Origin of the sequence: Streptomyces sp. NPDC006384 (assembly GCF_042870695.1) — a bacterium.
In the GTDB taxonomy this organism is placed as follows: Bacteria; Actinomycetota; Actinomycetes; order Streptomycetales; family Streptomycetaceae; genus Streptomyces.
In genome coordinates this window covers 312635-331059 of sequence record NZ_JBIAHR010000008.1, presented here as the reverse complement: position 1 = coordinate 331059, position 18425 = coordinate 312635, and the positions used below count along the sequence as shown (strand labels likewise).

Annotated in this window: 19 protein-coding genes; 7 read left to right on the top strand and 12 right to left on the bottom strand. The window is 71.9% G+C overall.

The window, feature by feature from the left end; translation table 11 throughout:
- Nucleotides 1-66: 66 nt before the first annotated feature.
- The 6 genes from ACFYOJ_RS13865 to ACFYOJ_RS13840 form a co-directional block, all read right to left on the bottom strand.
- Entirely contained in the window at nt 67-1692 is a 1626-nt protein-coding gene (locus ACFYOJ_RS13865) for a DUF262 domain-containing protein (RefSeq protein ID WP_356557550.1), read from the bottom strand.
- Between the two features lie 174 nt (nt 1693-1866).
- Complete coding sequence (locus ACFYOJ_RS13860; RefSeq protein ID WP_356557551.1) at nt 1867-2334, bottom strand: very short patch repair endonuclease; 468 nt, start codon at nt 2332-2334, stop codon at nt 1867-1869.
- A gap of 660 nt (nt 2335-2994) precedes the next feature.
- Nucleotides 2995-3447 (bottom strand): SRPBCC domain-containing protein, encoded by a 453-nt coding sequence (locus ACFYOJ_RS13855; protein ID WP_356557552.1) that lies wholly within the window; start codon nt 3445-3447, stop codon nt 2995-2997.
- 397 nt (nt 3448-3844) lie between these two features.
- A complete protein-coding gene (locus tag ACFYOJ_RS13850) occupies nt 3845-5287 on the bottom strand; it encodes an MMPL family transporter (RefSeq protein WP_356557553.1) in 1443 nt (480 codons plus the stop codon).
- Complete coding sequence (locus ACFYOJ_RS13845; protein ID WP_356557554.1) at nt 5281-5634, bottom strand: hypothetical protein; 354 nt, start codon at nt 5632-5634, stop codon at nt 5281-5283. The genes ACFYOJ_RS13850 and ACFYOJ_RS13845 overlap by 7 nt, the downstream gene beginning before the upstream one ends.
- Nucleotides 5635-5739: 105 nt before the next feature.
- Nucleotides 5740-6378: a VTT domain-containing protein gene (locus tag ACFYOJ_RS13840; protein ID WP_356557555.1), complete on the bottom strand. Its 639-nt coding sequence runs from the start codon at nt 6376-6378 to the stop codon at nt 5740-5742.
- Between the two features lie 226 nt (nt 6379-6604).
- Here ACFYOJ_RS13840 and ACFYOJ_RS13835 point away from each other — a divergent pair, with 226 nt between their 5' ends.
- A complete protein-coding gene (locus ACFYOJ_RS13835; protein WP_356557556.1) occupies nt 6605-7252 on the top strand; it encodes a methyltransferase in 648 nt (215 codons plus the stop codon).
- 130 nt (nt 7253-7382) lie between these two features.
- Here ACFYOJ_RS13835 and ACFYOJ_RS13830 read toward each other — a convergent pair whose 3' ends face one another.
- Nucleotides 7383-8024, bottom strand: coding sequence for a MerR family transcriptional regulator (locus tag ACFYOJ_RS13830; RefSeq protein WP_356557557.1), 642 nt, complete (start codon nt 8022-8024; stop codon nt 7383-7385).
- A 376-nt stretch (nt 8025-8400) separates the two neighbouring features.
- Complete coding sequence (locus ACFYOJ_RS13825; protein WP_356557558.1) at nt 8401-9417, bottom strand: SEC-C domain-containing protein; 1017 nt, start codon at nt 9415-9417, stop codon at nt 8401-8403.
- A gap of 139 nt (nt 9418-9556) precedes the next feature.
- On the opposite strand from ACFYOJ_RS13825, the gene ACFYOJ_RS13820 reads away from it, so the two are divergent.
- The 3 genes from ACFYOJ_RS13820 (at nt 9557) to ACFYOJ_RS13810 (ending at nt 11921) form a co-directional block, all read left to right on the top strand.
- Nucleotides 9557-9868 carry a DUF6412 domain-containing protein gene (locus ACFYOJ_RS13820; protein WP_356557559.1) on the top strand — a complete coding sequence of 104 codons (312 nt, stop codon included), beginning with the start codon at nt 9557-9559 and terminating at the stop codon, nt 9866-9868.
- A 266-nt stretch (nt 9869-10134) separates the two neighbouring features.
- The gene (locus ACFYOJ_RS13815; protein WP_356557560.1) at nt 10135-10854 is read left to right on the top strand and encodes a membrane protein insertase YidC; all 720 of its coding nucleotides are present in this window, start codon (nt 10135-10137) and stop codon (nt 10852-10854) included.
- 209 nt (nt 10855-11063) lie between these two features.
- Complete coding sequence (locus tag ACFYOJ_RS13810; protein ID WP_356557561.1) at nt 11064-11921, top strand: fumarylacetoacetate hydrolase family protein; 858 nt, start codon at nt 11064-11066, stop codon at nt 11919-11921.
- A 138-nt stretch (nt 11922-12059) separates the two neighbouring features.
- Here ACFYOJ_RS13810 and ACFYOJ_RS13805 read toward each other — a convergent pair whose 3' ends face one another.
- From ACFYOJ_RS13805 to ACFYOJ_RS13790, 4 genes are all read right to left on the bottom strand, one after another.
- Nucleotides 12060-12581: a hypothetical protein gene (locus tag ACFYOJ_RS13805; protein WP_356557562.1), complete on the bottom strand. Its 522-nt coding sequence runs from the start codon at nt 12579-12581 to the stop codon at nt 12060-12062.
- A gap of 102 nt (nt 12582-12683) precedes the next feature.
- Nucleotides 12684-13556, bottom strand: coding sequence for an LLM class F420-dependent oxidoreductase (locus ACFYOJ_RS13800; protein ID WP_356557563.1), 873 nt, complete (start codon nt 13554-13556; stop codon nt 12684-12686).
- A 93-nt stretch (nt 13557-13649) separates the two neighbouring features.
- Nucleotides 13650-14153 (bottom strand): heme-degrading domain-containing protein, encoded by a 504-nt coding sequence (locus ACFYOJ_RS13795; RefSeq protein WP_356557564.1) that lies wholly within the window; start codon nt 14151-14153, stop codon nt 13650-13652.
- Nucleotides 14150-15241, bottom strand: a complete 1092-nt coding sequence (locus ACFYOJ_RS13790; RefSeq protein WP_356557565.1) for a Gfo/Idh/MocA family oxidoreductase — start codon at nt 15239-15241, stop codon at nt 14150-14152. Before ACFYOJ_RS13790 ends, ACFYOJ_RS13795 begins: the two co-directional genes overlap by 4 nt.
- A 185-nt stretch (nt 15242-15426) precedes the next feature.
- Here ACFYOJ_RS13790 and ACFYOJ_RS13785 point away from each other — a divergent pair, with 185 nt between their 5' ends.
- From ACFYOJ_RS13785 to ACFYOJ_RS13775, 3 genes are all read left to right on the top strand, one after another.
- Nucleotides 15427-16281 carry a hypothetical protein gene (locus ACFYOJ_RS13785; protein WP_356557566.1) on the top strand — a complete coding sequence of 285 codons (855 nt, stop codon included), beginning with the start codon at nt 15427-15429 and terminating at the stop codon, nt 16279-16281.
- A 122-nt stretch (nt 16282-16403) separates the two neighbouring features.
- Nucleotides 16404-17159: a GntR family transcriptional regulator gene (locus tag ACFYOJ_RS13780; protein WP_356557567.1), complete on the top strand. Its 756-nt coding sequence runs from the start codon at nt 16404-16406 to the stop codon at nt 17157-17159.
- A 140-nt stretch (nt 17160-17299) separates the two neighbouring features.
- Nucleotides 17300-18424, top strand: a complete 1125-nt coding sequence (locus ACFYOJ_RS13775; protein WP_356557568.1) for a TIGR03364 family FAD-dependent oxidoreductase — start codon at nt 17300-17302, stop codon at nt 18422-18424.
- Nucleotide 18425 lies beyond the last annotated feature (1 nt).

Sequence of the window (18425 nt, the reverse complement as noted above, 5' to 3'; positions counted from 1 at the left end):
TCAGCCCGCCCCCTTGTGGATACCGCATGTCCCGGTGATACCGCACAGTCGACAAGCCGTCAGCCCCTACGACTCCACGAGTTCAACATCAGTAAGAAGCCCTGTGATCAACCCGGCCAGCAAAGCTCGACGCGCCGCCAGAAAGTGCCTGTACCCCTCAGGCTCGAGGGTTGCTGGATCGCTTGGGATCGCGTGCGCAGTACGATCGCTGGCTCCGACATTCTGCATGTAGGCAGCCGGGGTCCGGTTACCGATGATGTTCTTCGCTGTCTGCTCGGACACGAACACAATGTTTGCCAGTTCGTTGATTTCTGCAGACGTGTACTTGTTGTTGCAGTTACGCAGCTTCGCAGCCGGGTGGACAAGGCTGTACTGCGGCTTCCCGGACCTGTTGACACCCCGCGAGATTGGGCCGCCATCCCACCAGTCGGTTGCGTCAGCGTGAGCGGCCGCGAGATAGCAGAACATCAGGTATGGACTCTGGTGGTTACGGCCAGCCAAGTCGCTGGCGGTAACGGAAATACCGCCCTTATGGATGCCGAGGTTGGAAAGCAGTGACGCGACAGGGTCTTCGGTGTCGAGCATTCGGATGTCCTGAGTGAGCGCGGTGTCCGAAGCGCCACCGTATCGGTTCCGCGCGGTAGCGGCCAAGAACCAATAAAGTAGGCCGTTCTCCAGCTCTTCGGGGACCTCGGTCACCTCTGGCTGCTGCCCGTAATAGAGGACCAACGGGTAAAGAGCAGCAAGCGAGGGAATCAGAGCCGTAGTCGGGATCAGCGCCTTTTCCTCAAGAAGAGGTACCACTCGGGCAAGCCCTCGCTGGACCTTTTCCCACCCAGCTTCGACCGTTTCCTTGCTGGCGGCGGTCAATTTGGCTACAGATGCCAGGCGCTTCCCTGAGGTTGACAAGCTCAAAGTCAGGGCCTTGATGAGGAAGTTGACATCAAGGCCCCCGTACCCCCGGTCGGCCCAGCGGGCTGATTCCGCTTCCAGTTGTCCCAGGAATCCCGGGATGCGTGCCGAGAGTGTCGCAAGCGCGAGGTCCGTGGTCTTGAGGGCCCGTCCGCCGCTGTTCACCCGTACGAAGATGTCGGCGACTTCTTCGTACTCGAAGTCATGCAGGACTTCCATGTGAAAGTCACGCTGGCTGATCTTCTGCAGAGCGCTGAGGCGGATTCCAACCTCGGTATCTGAGATAGCGAGTCCGGCTTCCGTAAGTTCTCTGTGGATAGCAAAGACGTCCGAATTCGGGCTTACAGCGTCATAGACTTTGATCCATTTTTTGTTGCGCCGGGTAGCGGCACTCTGGTTCTGGAAGGCTTCTGTCTCGATGTTGAAGACGACCTGAGCGTCTGGGTGATCGGTGAGCACTCGGAAGAGCGAAGTGAGCCTTTGCTGACCATCAAGCAGGTACAGGGGCATGGCGCTGGGCAGATCTTGCGGCCTGCCAATCGCTGCCCCGCGGGTCTCGGCGGGCTGACCGGTCTTCCAGAAGAGAAGTGAACCGGCAGGGTAGCCGCGGTACAGCGACTCAATGAGTCTGGCTACCTGGGACGCCTTCCATACGTACCCACGCTGGATCTCAGGGAGCATGATCTCCCCGTCAGCGATTTGTGTGATGAGTGTCCGAACATCACGGTTCGTGCGCTCGACCGCCACCTTGCCCCCAACTTTCCGGGCGGTCGTGGCCACACGCCCGCCCCGCTGTGCTCGATGCGAGCCCAGCCAGCCTCCCCCACAGAAGCTGCTTACACTGCCGTACCCGCTAGAGACAGAGTAAGGGCGAGGGCGGAGAGCGTGTGCCCTGGCCTCTTCTGCTGTCGATTGAGGAGCTGTCCCAGCAAGAAGCTCACGAGGGTAGGCGCCTCAGTCCGTCGCCTTTCCCGTCTCTGTCCTTCTGGCAGACACCGCCTGGCAGACAGCGAGAGAGCACTTTTCCGCCGGCTCATGCTCCCAGAAGCGGAGTACGAGCCACCCTGCTTCCCTGAGCTTCTGGTCAGTGTCGCGGTCGCGTTCTACGTTGCGCAGTACCTTCTCGGACCAGTAACCCTGATTCGTCTTCGGCGGAACGTAGTGCTCGGGGCACCCGTGCCAGTAGCAGCCATCGATGAAGACGGCCACCTTGGCTGGACGGAACACCATGTCCGCAGTCCGACGAAGATCGGGCAGAGGACGCGCAGCGACGCGGTATCGCAGTCCCTGGGCGTGGACCAGCCGACGGATCAGTCTCTCCGGCTTGGTATCCCGGCTGCGAATCGCTTGCATATTGCGTCGGCGAGCTGCCGACGATGCCCAGGAACCGGCTGGTGCTTCCCATACGGGGGCCTCTGACATACCACAGAGGGTAGTCCGGAGGGACCCGGGAGCGCACATGTCCTGCTGCACCGCTTAGCCAATCCCTCAGACGGTCTACCGCTCCTTCCGCCCGCCCCGCAGGGACGACAGCACCAGCCGCCCGTACCGCGTAGTCAGCGCACCTGTCGTCACCACCACCGACAGGGCCAGGGCGATGAGGAGGTGGGACAGGGAGTCGTCGTCCAGGACCTGGAGGATGCCGAGGGCCGTGCCCAGGGCGAGGCCGAGGATCGTGAGGACGCCCAGGGCGCCGCTGATTTGCTGGCTCTCCTGGGCCTGGACCAGCCGGCTGTAGTCGGCGGCCTCGGTATCTGCTCAGGTGGACACGGTCTGCTTGGCGCGGGACGGGGCACACTGTGTCACCCAAAGAGTGCCTGATTGACATGACTCGTTCCTGATCCGGACCGTGTCGACGTGCGTCATCCGCACAGATGATCCGCCTCACCCACGAGGGCTACCTTTCGCCGCCCGAGCTGCGAGCGCCCCGACGGACTCGCTACTGGCAACCTCGAAGATCAGTTACGGGACAGCCTTAGGGTGGCCGGCCGGGCTCGTAGGAGCGGGGTGCGGGCACTCCGCCGGGAAGTGCACGCACCGCGCGAGGCGGACGCCCTGGCGGGGAGGGGCGGCGGAAGGGCGTCAGCCCCGGGTGCCGTTCGCCAGGAAGGCCGTCAGGCCGTCCAGCAGCATGCCGCTGCCCTGTTCCGCCATGTCCCGTTCCTCCGCCGTGTCGCAGGTCTGGGAGAGGGTGATCACGGTGTTGCGGGGGCCCTGTTCCGTGAGTTCCACGGTCATCGCCACCGGGTCCGGCCGGCCGGGGACGTCCATGCCGAGGACCAGGCGGCGGGGCTCGGCCACCTCGAGGTAGGAGCCGGTCAGGGGGATCGCGGTGCCGTCGGGGGTGAGCATCGTCGACTTCCAGGCGCCGCCGGGACGTACGTCCATCTCGACGGAGCCGGGGACGGCGTGGGCCCACTGGGCGTACTGCTCGGGGGTCGTCCAGGCCTCCCAGACCTGTGCCGCGGGGGCCTCCAGGGTGCGGGTCAGGGTGTAGGGGAAGCCGTCGGCGGCGGTGGTCCGGTCGGTGCTCATGTCCGTCTCCTTCTGCTCGGGTCCCCCCGCACGGTTCCGTGCGGGGCTGTCGCAGGGATGGACCGGCGCGGGCGCGGAAACTCATCGGTGGACCGGGGCCGACGGACGGGAACCCCGGACGGCTGGTCGAGCCCGCCGAACGGTGAGCGGAGACGGGGGGAGCGGTGCCGCTCCCCCGGGGTGTCCTTCCGCCAAGGGGCGGCGAGCACGGTGGTGACGCCGGCCGCGACGACGGGGGCGGCACCCCGGCTGCCGGAGCGGTCCGGGGCGTCCGCCGTTCCGGGTGGTGTCACCGGTCGCCGCGTGGTGAGCCGATGCGGGGAAAAGGGCACCGCGCCCCGGGACACCGCCGACGGGGGGCGGACGGGCTCGGAGCGCGGTGCGGACCTGGGGGTGGTCACCGGGTGACCCCGGCGTGGGAGGCCGGGGCGGGCACGGGGGCCGGCGGCGGGGCGTCGGAGCCCTCGCGCAGGCCGTACTTCGCCCACCAGCGTGCCAGCGGTGCCGGTGCCCACCAGGCCCACTTGCCGAGCAGCGCCATCGTGGCCGGTACGAGCAGCCCGCGCACGATGGTCGCGTCGACCAGGACCGCGATGACCAGGCCGACACCGATCATCTTCATGAAGAGGATGGAGGAGGCCATGAAGCCGCCGACGACCACGACCAGGAGCAGCGCCGCACTGGTGATGATCTTCGCGGTGCGCTGCACACCGAGCGCCACGGACTGCACGACGTCACCGCTGACGTCGTACTCCTCACGCACCCGCGACAGCAGGAACACCTCGTAGTCCATGGCGAGTCCGAAGGCGATCGCGACGACCAGGACGGGGAAGTTGACGTCCACCGCGCCGATCGGTTCGAAGCCGAGCAGGCCGGACAGGTGGCCGTCCTGGAAGATCCACTTGATCGCGCCGAAGGCCGCGAGGAGCGAGAGCAGGTTCAGGACCACCGACTTGAGCGGCAGCAGCAGGGAGCCGAACGCCAGGAACAGGACCAGGAAGGAGACCACCGCGACGAACAGCGCCATCCACGGCAGGCGTTCACCGACCATGTCGACGATGTCGACGCGGGAGGCGGGCATGCCGGTGACCAGGGTCTCGGCGCCGTCGGGCGGATCGACCGCGCGCACGTCACCGACCAGGGCGCGGGCGGCGTCGGACATGGGGTCCGGCGTGTAGTGCAGGGTGACCCGGGCGTCGTTGCCCGCGATGTTCGTCGGGACCGCCGACGCCACTCCGTCGATCTTCGCCAGCTCGTCGGCGTAGGAGGCGACCTGGGAGGGCTGCGCGGGGCCGTCGAAGCGGACGACCGAGGTCATGATCCGGCCGGGGTCGGTCTCGAAGTCGGTGGAGAGCTCCTTGCTGACGACCTTCGCGTCGGCGTCCGAGGGCAGCACCCACTCGCCGGGGCGGGCCCAGTTCACACCGAGCAGCGGCGCGCCGAGGCCGGCCAGGACGGCGACGATCGCGAGCGTGGAGACCAACGGCTTGCGCATCACGGCGTGGGCGGTGCGGTACCAGCGCCCCTGCGTCTCGGGCCTGGGGGTGCGCCGGCCCGAACCGGGCAGCGGGATACGCCACTTGTCGATGCTGTGGCCGGTGTAGCGCAGCAGCGCGGGCAGCAGGGTGAGGGCGCCGACGACCGCGAAGGCGACGACGGCCACGGCCGCGTACCCCATGGAGGACAGGAAGCGGGACGGGAAGAAGAGGAGTCCGGCGAAGGAGATCGCCACGGCGACACCGGAGAAGGCGACGGTGCGGCCCGCCGTGGCGGTGGCGCGCTGCACCGCCGTGTCGACGTCGGCGCCCGCGTGCAGTTCCTCACGGAAGCGGTTCACCATGAACAGCGCGTAGTCGATGGCCAGTACGAGTCGAGCCGTTCGATGCCGGCGCGCGGTACGCCGTCGAGGGCGGAGCGCACGGCGGGGCCGAAGTCCTCGACCGTGGCGTCGCTGCCCTGCTCGGCCTCGTAGACCACGATCAGGTCGTTGGACTCCCTGCCGAGCGGGCCCTGCAGGACCTTGTCCGCCTGGACGGATTCACTGGCCGGGTCGTCGAAACCGGCGCCGCCGGTGAACGAAGCGAAGACCCGGGTGCCCCAGACGCCGGCGAAGAGGGTGAAGACGACTGCCGCGACGACAACCCATTTGCGACGCCGCGCGGTGAATTTTCCGATTGCGGCAAACACTTCTCTCTCCTGAATTCTTCGACGAATTGACGGAACATCCGGGAACCCTGCCCATCAGCCTCGCCGAATTTCCGGGCATGCGATATTCCCACTCCGGGGAACCCGCTATGCCTCTTTCGATACAGGGGTCCGCCCGGCTGCCGACCTGCGCTGCAGGAGCGCGGCGGCGACGCCCACCAGGACCGTGAGCCCGACCCCTGTCGCGAGCGAGAACACCGGGTCGTCGCTGACCGTCCCGCCGAAGTAGCCCGCACCCACCGAGTAGCCCGCCCACACCGTCTCGGCGAGGGCTGCGGCCAGGGCGAACTTACGGGCCGGGTAGCGGGCCGCACCCGCCGTGAGCCCCGCGAGGAGCCGGCCGCTGGGCAGGAAGCGGACGCCGACGACGAAGGCGAGTCCGCCCTGGTGCACGCGGCGCGACGCCCAGTCGAACAGCTCGCCCTTGCGTCCCCCGGTGCGGACGGAGCCGCGCATCCGGCCGCCCGTGGCCCGGCCGAAACGGTGGATGAGCAGGTCGCCGAGGACCGCACTGCCCGCCACCGAGGCGAGGACGAGCAGCAGGGACATCTCGCCGCGGGCGGCGAGCATGCCGCCCGTGGCCAGGAGCACGGTGTTGGGGAGCAGGGGCGGGAGCGTGGTCAGGGCGAGGATCGCGTACGCCCAGCAGGCCGCTCCGGAGAGCGAGGAGGACAGGCCGGAGGTCACGTCCACCCATGACACGAGCGAGCCCAGGTCGATGTCCATGGCCCCCCTCCTTTCCCTTTCGCGAGTCCGTTCCAGCTGGCCGGCACTACCTCCTTGGAGGCGTGTGCGTGGGCCATGGGTGAGTCGTGTCCGCAGGCCGGAGTCCCGTCGGCGCCGCGGTGACGGGTGACGGCACCCCCTGCGGTTCAACGGTAACTTACACTATCGATAGTTGTACTATCACTAGTGATCCGCACTGCCGCTTCCGACGTACTCAGGTGGGTTCATGACCGAAGTGACGTTGTTCTTCCGCGAGTTCACCCGCACCCGACGGGCCACCGGGGCCGTCGCGCCCAGCAGCCCGCGCCTGGCCAGGGCTCTGACCCGCTATGTCATCCCGAGCCCCGGCACGCCGCGGGCTGTCCTGGAGGTCGGGCCCGGGACGGGGGCGGTGACCCGGCATGTGAGGGAGTCGCTGGGACCGTTGGACACCCTGGACCTCGTCGAGGCGAATCCGCGGTTCGCCGCGCTGCTCGCCGAGACGTACGCCGGGGACCGGCGGGTGCGGGTGCTGACCGGGCTCGTCCAGGACGCCGAGCTCGGCTCGTACGACACGATCGTGTGCGGGTTGCCGTTCGCCAACTTCGACGCGGCCACGGCCGGGGAGGTCCTGGGGCGGCTCGTCGGTGCGCTGCGGCCCGGGGGGACGTTGTCGTACTTCGCCTACGCGGGGATGCCGCCGCTGCGGCGGGCGCTGACCACGGGGCGGGCCCGGTTACGGGTTCTCGAGCTGCAGTCCGTGATCGGACGGGTGCTGGCGCGACACCGGTTCCGCACGGAGACCGTCCTCGGGAACCTGCCGCCCGCCCACGTCCACCATCTGGCTCCCGTCGCGCCGGGGGCCGGGGTGACCGCCGTCGGGGCCTTCGCCTGACGCCGGGACGGAGTTCGTCGTACCTGGTCGCGCCCCGTGGCGAAACCGCGGCCTTCAGGGGCGCGGGGAGCCGTGCGAGCGGCCACGACGCGCCCGCCGCCGCACGGACACCCCCATGGCGGCGGGCGCCTCAGGTCGAGCGGAGGCTTCCCGGGAGCCGGGCCGACACGTCCTCCTGGGCGATACGCCGCAGCGCGGACATCGCCGCGTCCCCCAGCACCGTACTGAGCACCACACCCTCCACCTTGCCGTCCGTGGACGGCGTGTCCGCGAGGGTGGCCAGTTCGGCGACGGCGAGCTCCCCCGCCGCCGCCGCGTACCTGTCGAGCAGGACCAGCAGATCGCCGCGGTCCAGATCCCGGTAGGTCACCACGATCTGCACCAGCGCCTGCCAGCCGGGATTCTCCGGCTTCGCCGTCCAGCCATGGCGGCGGACCAGGTCGGAGACCTCGGCCTCGGCGCGTTCCCAGTCCTCCTGGCTGCCGCGCTCCGAGGCCGACCGGGTGACCGCGGACTGGGCGACGCCGAGCGCGCCGTGCACCGTGCGGTGCGGGGAGTCGACCTCGGCGAGCACCTCGCGGGCCGCGGCGATGGACAGGCCGCCGACCTCCAGCATGGCGCGGATCAGCTTGAGCCGGCGCACATGACTGTCGTCGTACGCCACCTGGTTCGGACTGGTGCGCTCGCCCGGGGGCAGCAAGCCCTCGCGTGAGTAGTACTTGATCGTCGGCACCGGAACTCCAGTCCGCCGCGCCAGTTCTCCGATACGCATTCCACGAGGGTACCGTTCACGCCGGCGCGCCCTTGGCCGCTTTTACCGGCGTTGAATTCCGCTGCCATTCCCGTTCCACCGGGCGCTGCAACGCTGCCGGATCAGGGCCATTCCCCTGCCGAAGGAAACAGGTGTGACCACAGACGTGGGTCCGGATCCTTCCACGGTGCCCACAGACCCCGGTCACGGCCGCCGCCGTGGTCTCGCAGCCGGGGCGGACAGCGGCTCAGACCAGCGCCGGCGCCGCCGGGCCGCCCGCGAACAGGCACAGCAGCAGCCCGCACACCAGGTACGTCGCCGGGACGAACGTCTTCTGGGTGCGGACGGCCGAGCGGGACGGCCGAGCGGGACGGCCGAGCGGGAGGACGCGTCCCCGTCACGCCCCGGTTCCGTGGCACTGCCCGTAGGGGCGCTCCGAACCGCACCAGCAGGCCGCGCCCCGCTGCGGGGGCCACGCCGCCGCACGGCCCCGGGCCGCCAGCGTCGTCGCGTACTGCGGCAGCAGCGCCGCGTCGGACGGGGACGCGCCCTCGGAGGCCGCGAACGCCTCGTAGGAGGGGACCGTGCCGCGGACCACGCCCAGGTTCGGGGTGCCCGACGAGGCCAGCTCGCGCAGGGCCCGCTCCACGGCGGCCAGGTGCTCCTCGTACGAGGGGTACTCGTCGGCCAGCACCGGATACGCCTCCACCAGCTCGGCCAGCTCGCCGGCCGGCCAGTGCAGCAGGGCCACGGGGAAGGGGCGGGACAGGGCCTCCCGGTAGGCGCCCAGCTCGGCGCGCAGGCGCAGGATCTCCGCCTCCAGGTCGGCCGGGTCGTCCGAGCCGAGGGACCAGACGCGCTTCGGGTCGTGCAGCTCGTCCAGGGAGACCGGCATCCTGTGCAGGGTGTCCGCCAGGCGGTCCCAGTCGTCGTGGGGCGCGCCCAGCATGCGCCGCACCCGGTGCCGCCCGTACAGCAGCGGATGCGTGGAGTACGGGGGCTCGGCGACGTCCGTCAGCAGGAGGCGGGCGCCCTCGGTGAAGGTCTCCTGGGCCGCCGCCAGCTCGTCGTGGGCCTCCAGGGCCTCGGCGACGATCACCCAGGGCGCCGGGTCGAGGGGGGCGGCCGCGCGGACGCCGTCGATGATCGCCCTGGCCTCGGCCTCGTGGCCGTACTCCCACAGGTTCGACGCCTTCAGGGCGCGGACCAGGGCCGGGTTCTCCAGGGAGCCGGCGGAGGACAGCAGGCGGTCGTAGAGCTTGGTCGCGGAGGGGCGGTCGCCGGCGAGCTCCAGGTGGGCCGCGGCGCGCACCAGCAGTGCCTCGGCGTCCTCGGGGTACAGGCCGGCGGTCCGCTCCAGACGGGCGGCCTCGGCGGTGTGGTCGACGTTCTCGGCAGGCGTGTCGGGGCGCATGGATGACACGGTACTGCCGCGAGGTGGCGAAGGTCAGGGGCCGTCCGGCCACGGTCCCGGGTGGGGAGAAGGAGGAGCGGGGGCGGGGGCTGTTGCGGTATAACTGGGCGAACGAGCGTACGGGAGGGGGGAGTCGCCGATGAGCCGGAAGCCGGCCGGGCCGCGTCCTCTGCTCGTTCTGCTGCTCGTGCTCCTGCCCGTCGCGTTCGTCGACGTCGGCAGCCTCTCCGCCACCGTCGCGCTCGCCGCGACCGCCGCGGCCGGTGCCGCGCTCGCCGTCTGCGCCGTCATCGCCGCGCGCTGCGTGCCCGCCGTGCCGCCCACACGGGTGCGGACGGCCATCAGGGACCGGGACCGGCGTACGGCCTTCCTGCCGCAACGCGATCCCGACGCCCCCGGCCGCCGCCGGCCCCGGGCACCCGGACACGCCCTCACGGCGACCGCCGCGTAGGGCATCCCCGCACCTCGCAAGGCTCACCTCGCGAGGCCCACCTAGCGAGGCCCATCTCGCAGGGCCCACCTCGCGAGGCTCATCTCGCAGGGCCGATGCCCCGCGCGGGTCGTCATGCCGCACGTCCCGACCACGCGATCCCCGCGACCACCGCGACCTCGCGACCCCGCGATCACCTGATCGCCCCGGTCGTCCCCGTCGCCCCGGTCCGTCCCGGTCGCCCGGTCTTCCCCGGCACGACGAGACCCCCGGAGGGCTCCGCACCCATGTCCGTTTTCGCCACTCTGGTCGAGCACCTCGCCGACCTGCTCCAGCCGCTGTTCGGCGCCTCGGCCGCCGCTGCCGCCATCGTCCTGTTCACCGCGCTCGTACGCCTCCTCGTCCTCCCCCTGTCCCGGGCCGCCGCCCGCGGGCAGAAGGCGCGCGCCGCACTGCAGCCGAAGATCGCCGAGCTGCGGCGCAGGCACGCCAGGAACCCGGAGCGGCTGCGGCGGGCCGTCCTGGAACTGCACGTCGAGAAGAAGGTGTCGCCGCTGTCCGGCATCCTGCCCGGCCTGTGCCAGCTGCCCGCGTTCTTCCTCCTCTACCACCTGTTCTCCAGCAGCTCCATCGGCGGCGAGACCAACACCCTGCTGACCCACGAGCTGTTCGCCGCGCCGCTCGGCGGACGGTGGACCGACGCCCTCGGCGACGGCGGGGTGTTCGGCGCGGCCGGCCTCGTGTACGCGGGGTTGTTCGCGCTCGTCACCTGCGTCGCCGTCTTCAGCTACCGGCTCACCCGGCGCCGGATGGCCGAGCAGCCGGTGCTGCCCGCCGCCGGGGACGGCCAGCCGCAGGTGCCGGGGCTGGCCACGGCCCTCAAGGTCATGCCGTTCCTGTCCTTCTTCACGCTCGTCTCCGTGGCCGTCGTCCCGCTGGCCGCCGCGCTCTACATCGTCACCAGCACGGCCTGGAGCGTCGTCGAGCGGGCCGTCCTGTACCGGTGAGGCGGGGGCTGCGAGGCCGGCGGGACCGGTGCGGGACGACGTGTCCGGGGCCCCGTGGCGACGGTGTGGTGACGGTCCAGTACGTGAACGGGGTCTTGCGGAGTGGAACCCGGCCTTGGACGATCGACCAGTCCTCCGATGGCTGCGCGCTGCCGCAACCAGACCGCACCTCATCGGGCGGGCGCCCGCGACAGAGGGAGTTGGGGATCATGAAGCTGCTGCGAGTCGGTACGGCGGGGTCGGAACGGCCCGCGCTGCTCGACGACGGCGGGACGCTGCGTGACCTGTCGGGCCTGGTGACGGACATCGACGGCGCGCTGCTCGCCGACGACGCGGCGCTCGACCGGGTACGGGCCGCCGCCGACGCCGGCGAGCTGCCCGCCCTGGACGCCACGGGGCTGCGCGTCGGACCGCCCGTGGGAAGCATCGGCAAGATCGTGTGCATCGGGCTCAACTACCACGACCACGCCCGCGAGACCGGCGCCGAGCCGCCCGCCGAGCCGGTCGTCTTCTTCAAGGCGCCGGACACGGTCGTCGGACCGGACGACACCGTGCTGGTGCCGCGCGGGTCCGTCAAGACCGACTGGGAGGTGGAGCTGGCGGTCGTGATCGGGCGTACGGCCCGCTACCTGGAGTCGGCCGAGGAGGGACTCGCGTGCGTCGCCGGGTACGCGGTCGCGCACGACGTGTCCGAGCGGGAGTTCCAGATCGAGCGGGGCGGCACCTGGGACAAGGGCAAGAACTGCGAGACGTTCAACCCGCTGGGCCCGTGGCTGGTGACCGCCGACGAGGTGCCCGACCCGCAGCGGCTGTCGCTGCGGCTGTGGGTGAATGGCGAGCTGAAGCAGGACGGCACGACCGCCGACCAGATCTTCCCGGTGGGCGAAGTCGTGCGCTACGTCAGCCAGTTCATGGTGCTGCGGCCCGGTGACGTCATCAACACCGGGACGCCGGCGGGGGTGGCCATGGGGCAGCCCGAGCCGAAGCCGTACCTGCGGGCGGGGGACGTCGTCGAGCTGGAGATCGAGGGGCTGGGGCGGCAGCGGCAGGAACTGAAGGACGCGTAGGCGCCCCGCCAAGGGCGCGGGGTACCGCGGTGCGTGGCCGGCTTCCGGCTTCCGTACCGGGAAGGGCCCCGGGGCACCTGCCGCAGGTGCCCCGGGGCCCTTCCGCTTCAACGCGCCGGCCGGCGTGAGGACGGAGCCCTACCAGCCGGCCTTCACCGCGCCGTAGGCCGTCTGGCAGCTGGCGTTGGTGGCCTCGCTCTCCAGCTTCTGCATGGTGTTCGTCCAGACCTTCTTGGCGACCTTCTCCAGCTCCCGCGTCTCGGCCGGGATGTTGGGCGCGTACTTCTTGATCGTCGCCAGGGCGGACCGGGCGAACTTGTTGCACACCGGCGCGGCGGCGTTCCGGTAGCCGGTGTCCAGGTCGGCGGCCACGGCCTGGCCGTTCGCGGTGGCCCAGTTGTTCCAGGCCGTGCACGCCGCCTCGGTGAAGGCGGCCTGGTCGGCCTCGCTCAGGTTGAGGACCTCGACCATCGCGGTGTTCTGGACCTTCTCGGGGACCGTGAAGTCCGTGACCGGGAACTTGCCGAGCGTCTCGAGCAGCGCCGTCTGACAGGCGGGCGGCAGCGCGGCCGCCTGCGCGGAGGCGGGCAGGGCCAGCGCGGAGACGGACACGACCACCGCGGTGAGCGCGGCACGCTGGAGGGTGCGGGAGAGAACCATGACGGGTGGGACTCCTTGAGAGAGATCGGCTCTTGCCGGGCGCATATGGCACCCGGCTACGCAACGATCACCGCCCTCCCGGGACACGGCCCGGCCGGACCTTTACGCCAACAGGGTGGCCAGCCGGCGCCAGCCCTCCCTCGGGGCGGATGTCGTGTCGGGTTCCACGAGCTGGAGGGCCACGTGGTCGGCGCCCGCGGTGTGGAAGGCGTCGATGCGGGTGCGGATCGTGTCCTCGTCGCCCCAGGCGAAGACGGCGTCGATCAGGCGGTCGCTGCCGCCGCCGGCGACGTCGTCCTCGGTGAAGCCGAGGCTGAGGAGGTTCCGGGTGTAGTTGGGGAGTTTCAGGTACATGGCGAGGTAGGCGCGGGCCGTCGTGCGGGCGCGGGCCGGGTCGGTGTCGAGGACGACCTTGAACTCGGGGGCCAGCAGCGGGCCCTCGCCGAGCGTCTCGCGGGCCCGCGCGGTGTGCTCCGGGGTGACCAGGTACGGGATCGCGCCCGCCGCCCGGTCCCGGGACAGCTCCAGCATCTTCGGGCCGAGCGCGGCCAGCACCCGGTGCCCGGCCCGCATCCCGGCCCGGTCCAGTTCGTCGAGGTAGCCGACCATCGACGAGTACGGACGGTGGTAGTCCTTCGCCAGGGGGCCGTGGCTCACCCCGAGGCCGAGCAGGAAGCGGCCGGGGTGGGAGACCTCCAGCTCGGCGAAGCCCGCCGCGGCGGCGGAGGCCTCGTGGTCCCAGATGCTCTGGATGCTGGTGCCGACGACGATGCGCGAGGTCGCCTCGATCAGCGGGGCGGCGTGCCGGGCGGCGCTGTTGCCGCCCAGCCACAGGGCGCCGAACCCGAGCCGCTCCAGCTCGGCCGCCGCCTCGGCGCGTTCGTCACGGCCCGCCGGGTCCTCGGCGCGCAGGTGCGGACTCCAGATCCCGTACCGTCCGACGGCTTTCCTCAGCGCGGTCCTCGTGTCGTTCATCGGTCGCGGTCCCTCCGGTCGGCGGGTGGTCGTCGTATGACGCGTGCCAACCGGAGGGAGCCGGTGGTGATTCCCGGGGGACGGCCGTCCGGGTCAGACGCCGAGGAAGCGTTCCAGGGCCTCCACCACCAGCCGGTGGTCCTCGACCTGGGGGAGGCCGGAGACCGTCACCGCGCCGATCACGCCCACGCCCTCCACGGTGACGGGGAACGAACCGCCGTGCGCGGCGTAGGTGTCCGGGTCGAGCCGCGAGGAGTCCTCGAAGGTCGTGCCCTTGGCCCGGAAACGGGCGCCCACCAGGTACGACGCGGAACCGTACCGCTCCACGACCCGGCGCTTGCGGGCGATCCAGGCGTCGTTGTCGGGGGCCGAGCCGGGCAGGGCGGCGTGGAAGAGCTGCTGGCCGGCGCGGTGGATGTCGATGGCGACCGGCGCCCCGCGCTTCCGGGCCAGCTCGACCAGGAGGGAGCCCAGCGCCCACGCGTCGTCGTTCGTGAACCGGCGGAAGACCAGGCGGCGTTCCTGCTCCTCCAGCTCCGCCACGGACGGGACGGGGGCGGGGGCGGAGGCCGGTGCGGGGGTCCGCTCGCGCGTCACAGGGCCACCGCCACTCCGTCGCGGGCGGACCTGCGGGCCGCCTCCAGGACGTCCAGGGCGGCGGCCGCCTCGCGGGCGCCGACCGGGTTCGGGCCGCCGTCCAGCAGGGCCTTCGCCACCGCCGCGTAGTAGGCCGGGTAGTCGCCCGGCACGGTCGCCTCCACGCGTCCGCCGCCGGTCAGCGGGGACTCCCCGGCGCCGACGCGGCCCCACAGCGACTCGTCCTCCTCGCCCCAGCCGGGGCCCGGCCGCCTGCCCTCGCGCAGGGCCGCCTCCTGCGGGTCCAGGCCGTACTTGACGTAACCCGCCTGCGAGCCCAGCACCCGGAAACGGGGGCCGAGCTGGGCGGCGGTGGCGGAGACGTAGAGGTGGGAGCGGACGCCGTTCGCGTGGGTGAGGGCGATGAACGTGTCGTCGTCGGCCTCCGCGCCCGCGCGCCGCACGACCGACTCGGCGTACACCTGCGTGGCCGGGCCGAACAGGACGAGCGCCTGGTCGACGACGTGGCTGCCGAGGTCGTAGAGGAGACCGCCGATCTCCGCCGGGTCGCCGGACTCGCGCCAGCCGCCCTTCGGCTTCGGCCGCCAGCGCTCGAAACGGGACTCGAAGCGCCACACGTCACCGAGCGCGCCCTCGTCCAGGAGCTTGCGGAGGGTGAGGAAATCGTTGTCCCAGCGGCGGTTCTGGAAGACGGAGAGCAGCAGGCCGCGCTCCTCGGCCAGCGCCGCCAGCTCCCGCGCCTCGGCCGCGGTGCCCGCGACCGGCTTGTCCACGACGACCGGCAGACCGGCCCGCAGGGCGCGCTCCGCGAGCGGTACGTGCGTCTTGTTCGGGGACGCGATGACGATCAGGTCCAGTTCGGCGGCCCGGTCGAACAGCTCGTCCGGCGTGGCGACGGTCCGCACGTCCGGGAACTCGTCGCGGGCCTGCCGCTGACGGTCGGGGTTCGAGGTGACCACGGTGTCCAGGGCCAGGCCCTCGGTGGCGGCGATCAGCGGGGCGTGGAAGACGGAGCCCGCGAGGCCGTAACCGATGAGGCCGACGCGCAGAGGGGGGCGCAGGGGAGTGCCGGGGGTAGTACCAGTCATGCCTCCACTTTCGCACTGCGCCGGGTGAGGGGCGGACGCGGCCCGGGGGTCGTCGGGGAGTCGTCGGGGGAGGGAGGGGAAAGGGGGGAGTGGGCGGTGTCCGGGTGACCGGCCGCCGCCGTTCGGGGGGCCTGCCCCGAACGGCGGTTCCGTGGGGGCGAGAGGCCCGACACGCTCATGTGTTCATGCGACTGTTCACGCCCGCGTCCCCCCGTCCGGTGGCGGCAGCCGCCCTCCTCGCCGCCTGCGCGCCCACGACGGCAGCCGTCCTGACCCCGGCCGTCCCCGCGCACGCCGTCCCCGCGCACGCGGTCCGCGCCCCGCTGCCCTCCTGCACGGCCCCCGACGACCACACCTTCCCGCTCACCACCCGCGTCCACGGCGGCCCGAGCGCCTACGCGCCCGGCGGCGGCCCCGGCGTCTGGTACCTGGACCTCACCAACACCACCTCCCGCACCTGCGAGGCCGTCCACCCGGTCGTCGTCCTCTTCGACGACCGGCACGCCCTCGGGCCCGCGCAGGTGCGCCTGGAGTTCCACGACGGCGAGCGCCTCCGCCCCGTCGTCCTGGAGGCGACCGGTCGCGACGAGCTGATCGGCGCCTTCGGGGAGGGGGAGGGTGTGGGGGCCTTCCCCGGCTTCACCGTCGGCCCCGGCCGGACCCTCACCGTGAAGGTGCGGCTCGCGTTCACCCCGGACGCCGCGCCGGGCGAGGTCACCGCCAACGCGGCCGTCGTCCAGCGCCGCGGCGACGACGGCGAGTGGATCGGCCAGTCCGGCGACTACCGCTTCCGCGTCGGCGCCGGTTCCGGCCCCCGTGCCGGTACCGGTGCCACGGCCGGCGAGTCCGCCGCCGCGGGCAGCTCCGAGCCCGTCACGCCGTCGGTCGCCTCCACCCCCGACGGCCGGGGCACCGGATTCCCGTTCGCCGACGAGCTCGCCGGCACCGGGAGGGGCCGCCCGAGCACGGCCCTCGCGGCCGCCGCCCTGCTCGTCGCCGCCGGCGCCACGGCCGTACTGCTGGCCCGGGGGCGCCGCTGACGCCGCACGCCACCGGTACCGGTACCGGCACCACGGACGCGCGCACCGCGAACCCGGCCGCCCCGCCGCGCCGTTCGCGGCCCCCCGCGGTCCGTACACCCGGGTCTGCGACCATCCCCTGCGTGGACTACCCGAACGACCAGGCCCCCGGTGCCCCCGTGCGCTCCGGGATCCCCGAGCACGGCCGCGTACCGAAGTACTACGCCGTCAAGGCACGGATCGACCGTCTCGTCGGCGAACTGGGGGAGGGTGGCGTCATCCCCACCGAGCGGGACCTCTCCGAGCGGTACGGGGTCGCCCGCGAGACCGTACGGCAGGCCCTGCGCGAACTCGTGCTGGAGGGCAAGCTGCGGCGGCGGGGACGGGGCACGGTGGTCGCCGGCCCCAAGCTGGCCCAGCCGCTGTCCCTGGCCAGCTACACCGAGGGCGTCCGCCGCCAGGGCCGTACGCCCGGCCGCACGCTCGTCACCCTCGACCGCTTCCCCTGCCCCGACGCGCTCGCCGCCGAGACCGGCCTCGTGCGCGGGGAGCCCGTCTGGCACCTGGAGCGGGTGCTGCTCGCCGACGACGAGCGGATCGGCCTGGAGAGCACCTACGTCTCCGTGGCCCGCGTCCCCGGCCTGGACACCGGCTTCGACCCGGACTCGTCCTTCTACGCCTACCTCGCCGCCCAGGGCATCGCCTTCGGGAACGCCGACGAACGCATCGAGACCGTGCTCGCCACCCCGCGCGAGGCCCTCCTCATAGGCACCCCGCCGGCCCTGCCGATGCTGCTCATCCACCGCGTCTCCCGGGACACGGAGGGCCGCCCGCTGGAACGGGTGCGGACGCTGTACCGGGGCGACCGCTTCTCGTTCACGGCCCACCTGAGCGGCTGAGCGGCTGAGCGGCTCTCCTCTCCCCTCGGCCAGTGAGATAACGGAAAGGTAACGGGTCTAGCCCAAATGTGGCGGCCGGTTCACACTCCCGTCGTCAGCCGGATCCCTCCGGTTCCCCGGTGGCGAGGAGCGTGGCGGTCGTGAGAGTGATAGTCGTCGGAGCCGGCGTGGTGGGAACCATGCACGCCTGGCACGCAGTGGAACGCGGCCACGAGGTCGTACAGATCGAGCGCGAGACCGAGGCGCGCGGCGCCTCGCTGCGCAACTTCGGCCAGATATGGGTCAGTGGCCGCGCGGGCGGCGAGGAACTGGAGACCGCGCTGCGGGCCCGGGAGCTGTGGGAGGAGATCGGCGCCCGGATCCCGGCGCTCGGCTTCCGCCCGAACGGCTCCCTGACCCCGCTGTGCGGCGACCTCGAACGCGCCGTCGCCGAGGCCGCCGTGGCCCGCCCGGACGCCGCCGCCCGCGGTCACAAGCTCCTCACCCCCGAGGAGGCCCGCGCCCTCAATCCCGCCCTGCGCGGCGCGTTCGACGCCGCCCTGTACTGCGAGCGCGACGCCGCAGTCGAACCCCGCACCGCCCAGCTCGCCCTGCGCGCCGAGCTGCTCGGGTCGCCGCGCTACACCTTCCTGCCCGGCCGCGAGGTCCGCGACGTCGTCGGCGAGAGGGCCGTCCGCGACGACCACGGCGACGTCCACACCGGCGACGTCGTCGTCCTCGCCACCGGCGCCTGGCTCGGCGGCCTCGTGCGCGAACTGGCCGGACCCGGCCTGCCCGTGCGCCGGGTCCGCCTCCAGATGATGCAGACCGATCCGCTGGGCGAACCGCTGACCACCTCGGTCGCCGACGCCGACAGCTTCCGCTACTACCCCACCTACGGCTCGCCGGCCCTGGACGAGCTCAACGCCCGGCAGCCGCAGCCCGCCACGGCCGCGGAGCACAGGATGCAGCTGCTGATGGTCCAGCGCGCCGACGGCGGCCTGACCATCGGCGACACCCACGAGTACGAGCACCCCTTTGCCTTCGACACCCTCGAGGACCCCTACGAGCACCTCACCGGAGTCGTCGAGTCCTTCCTCGGCCGGCCCCTGCCGAAGATCCGCCGCCGCTGGGCCGGGGTGTACGCGCAGTGCACCGACAAGAGCCGGGTCGTGCACCGGCAGCAGGTCCGCGACGGCGTCTGGCTGGTCACCGGGCCCGGCGGGCGCGGCATGACCTGCTCGCCCGCGATAGCCGAGGCCACCGCGAACGAACTGGGCTGGTGAA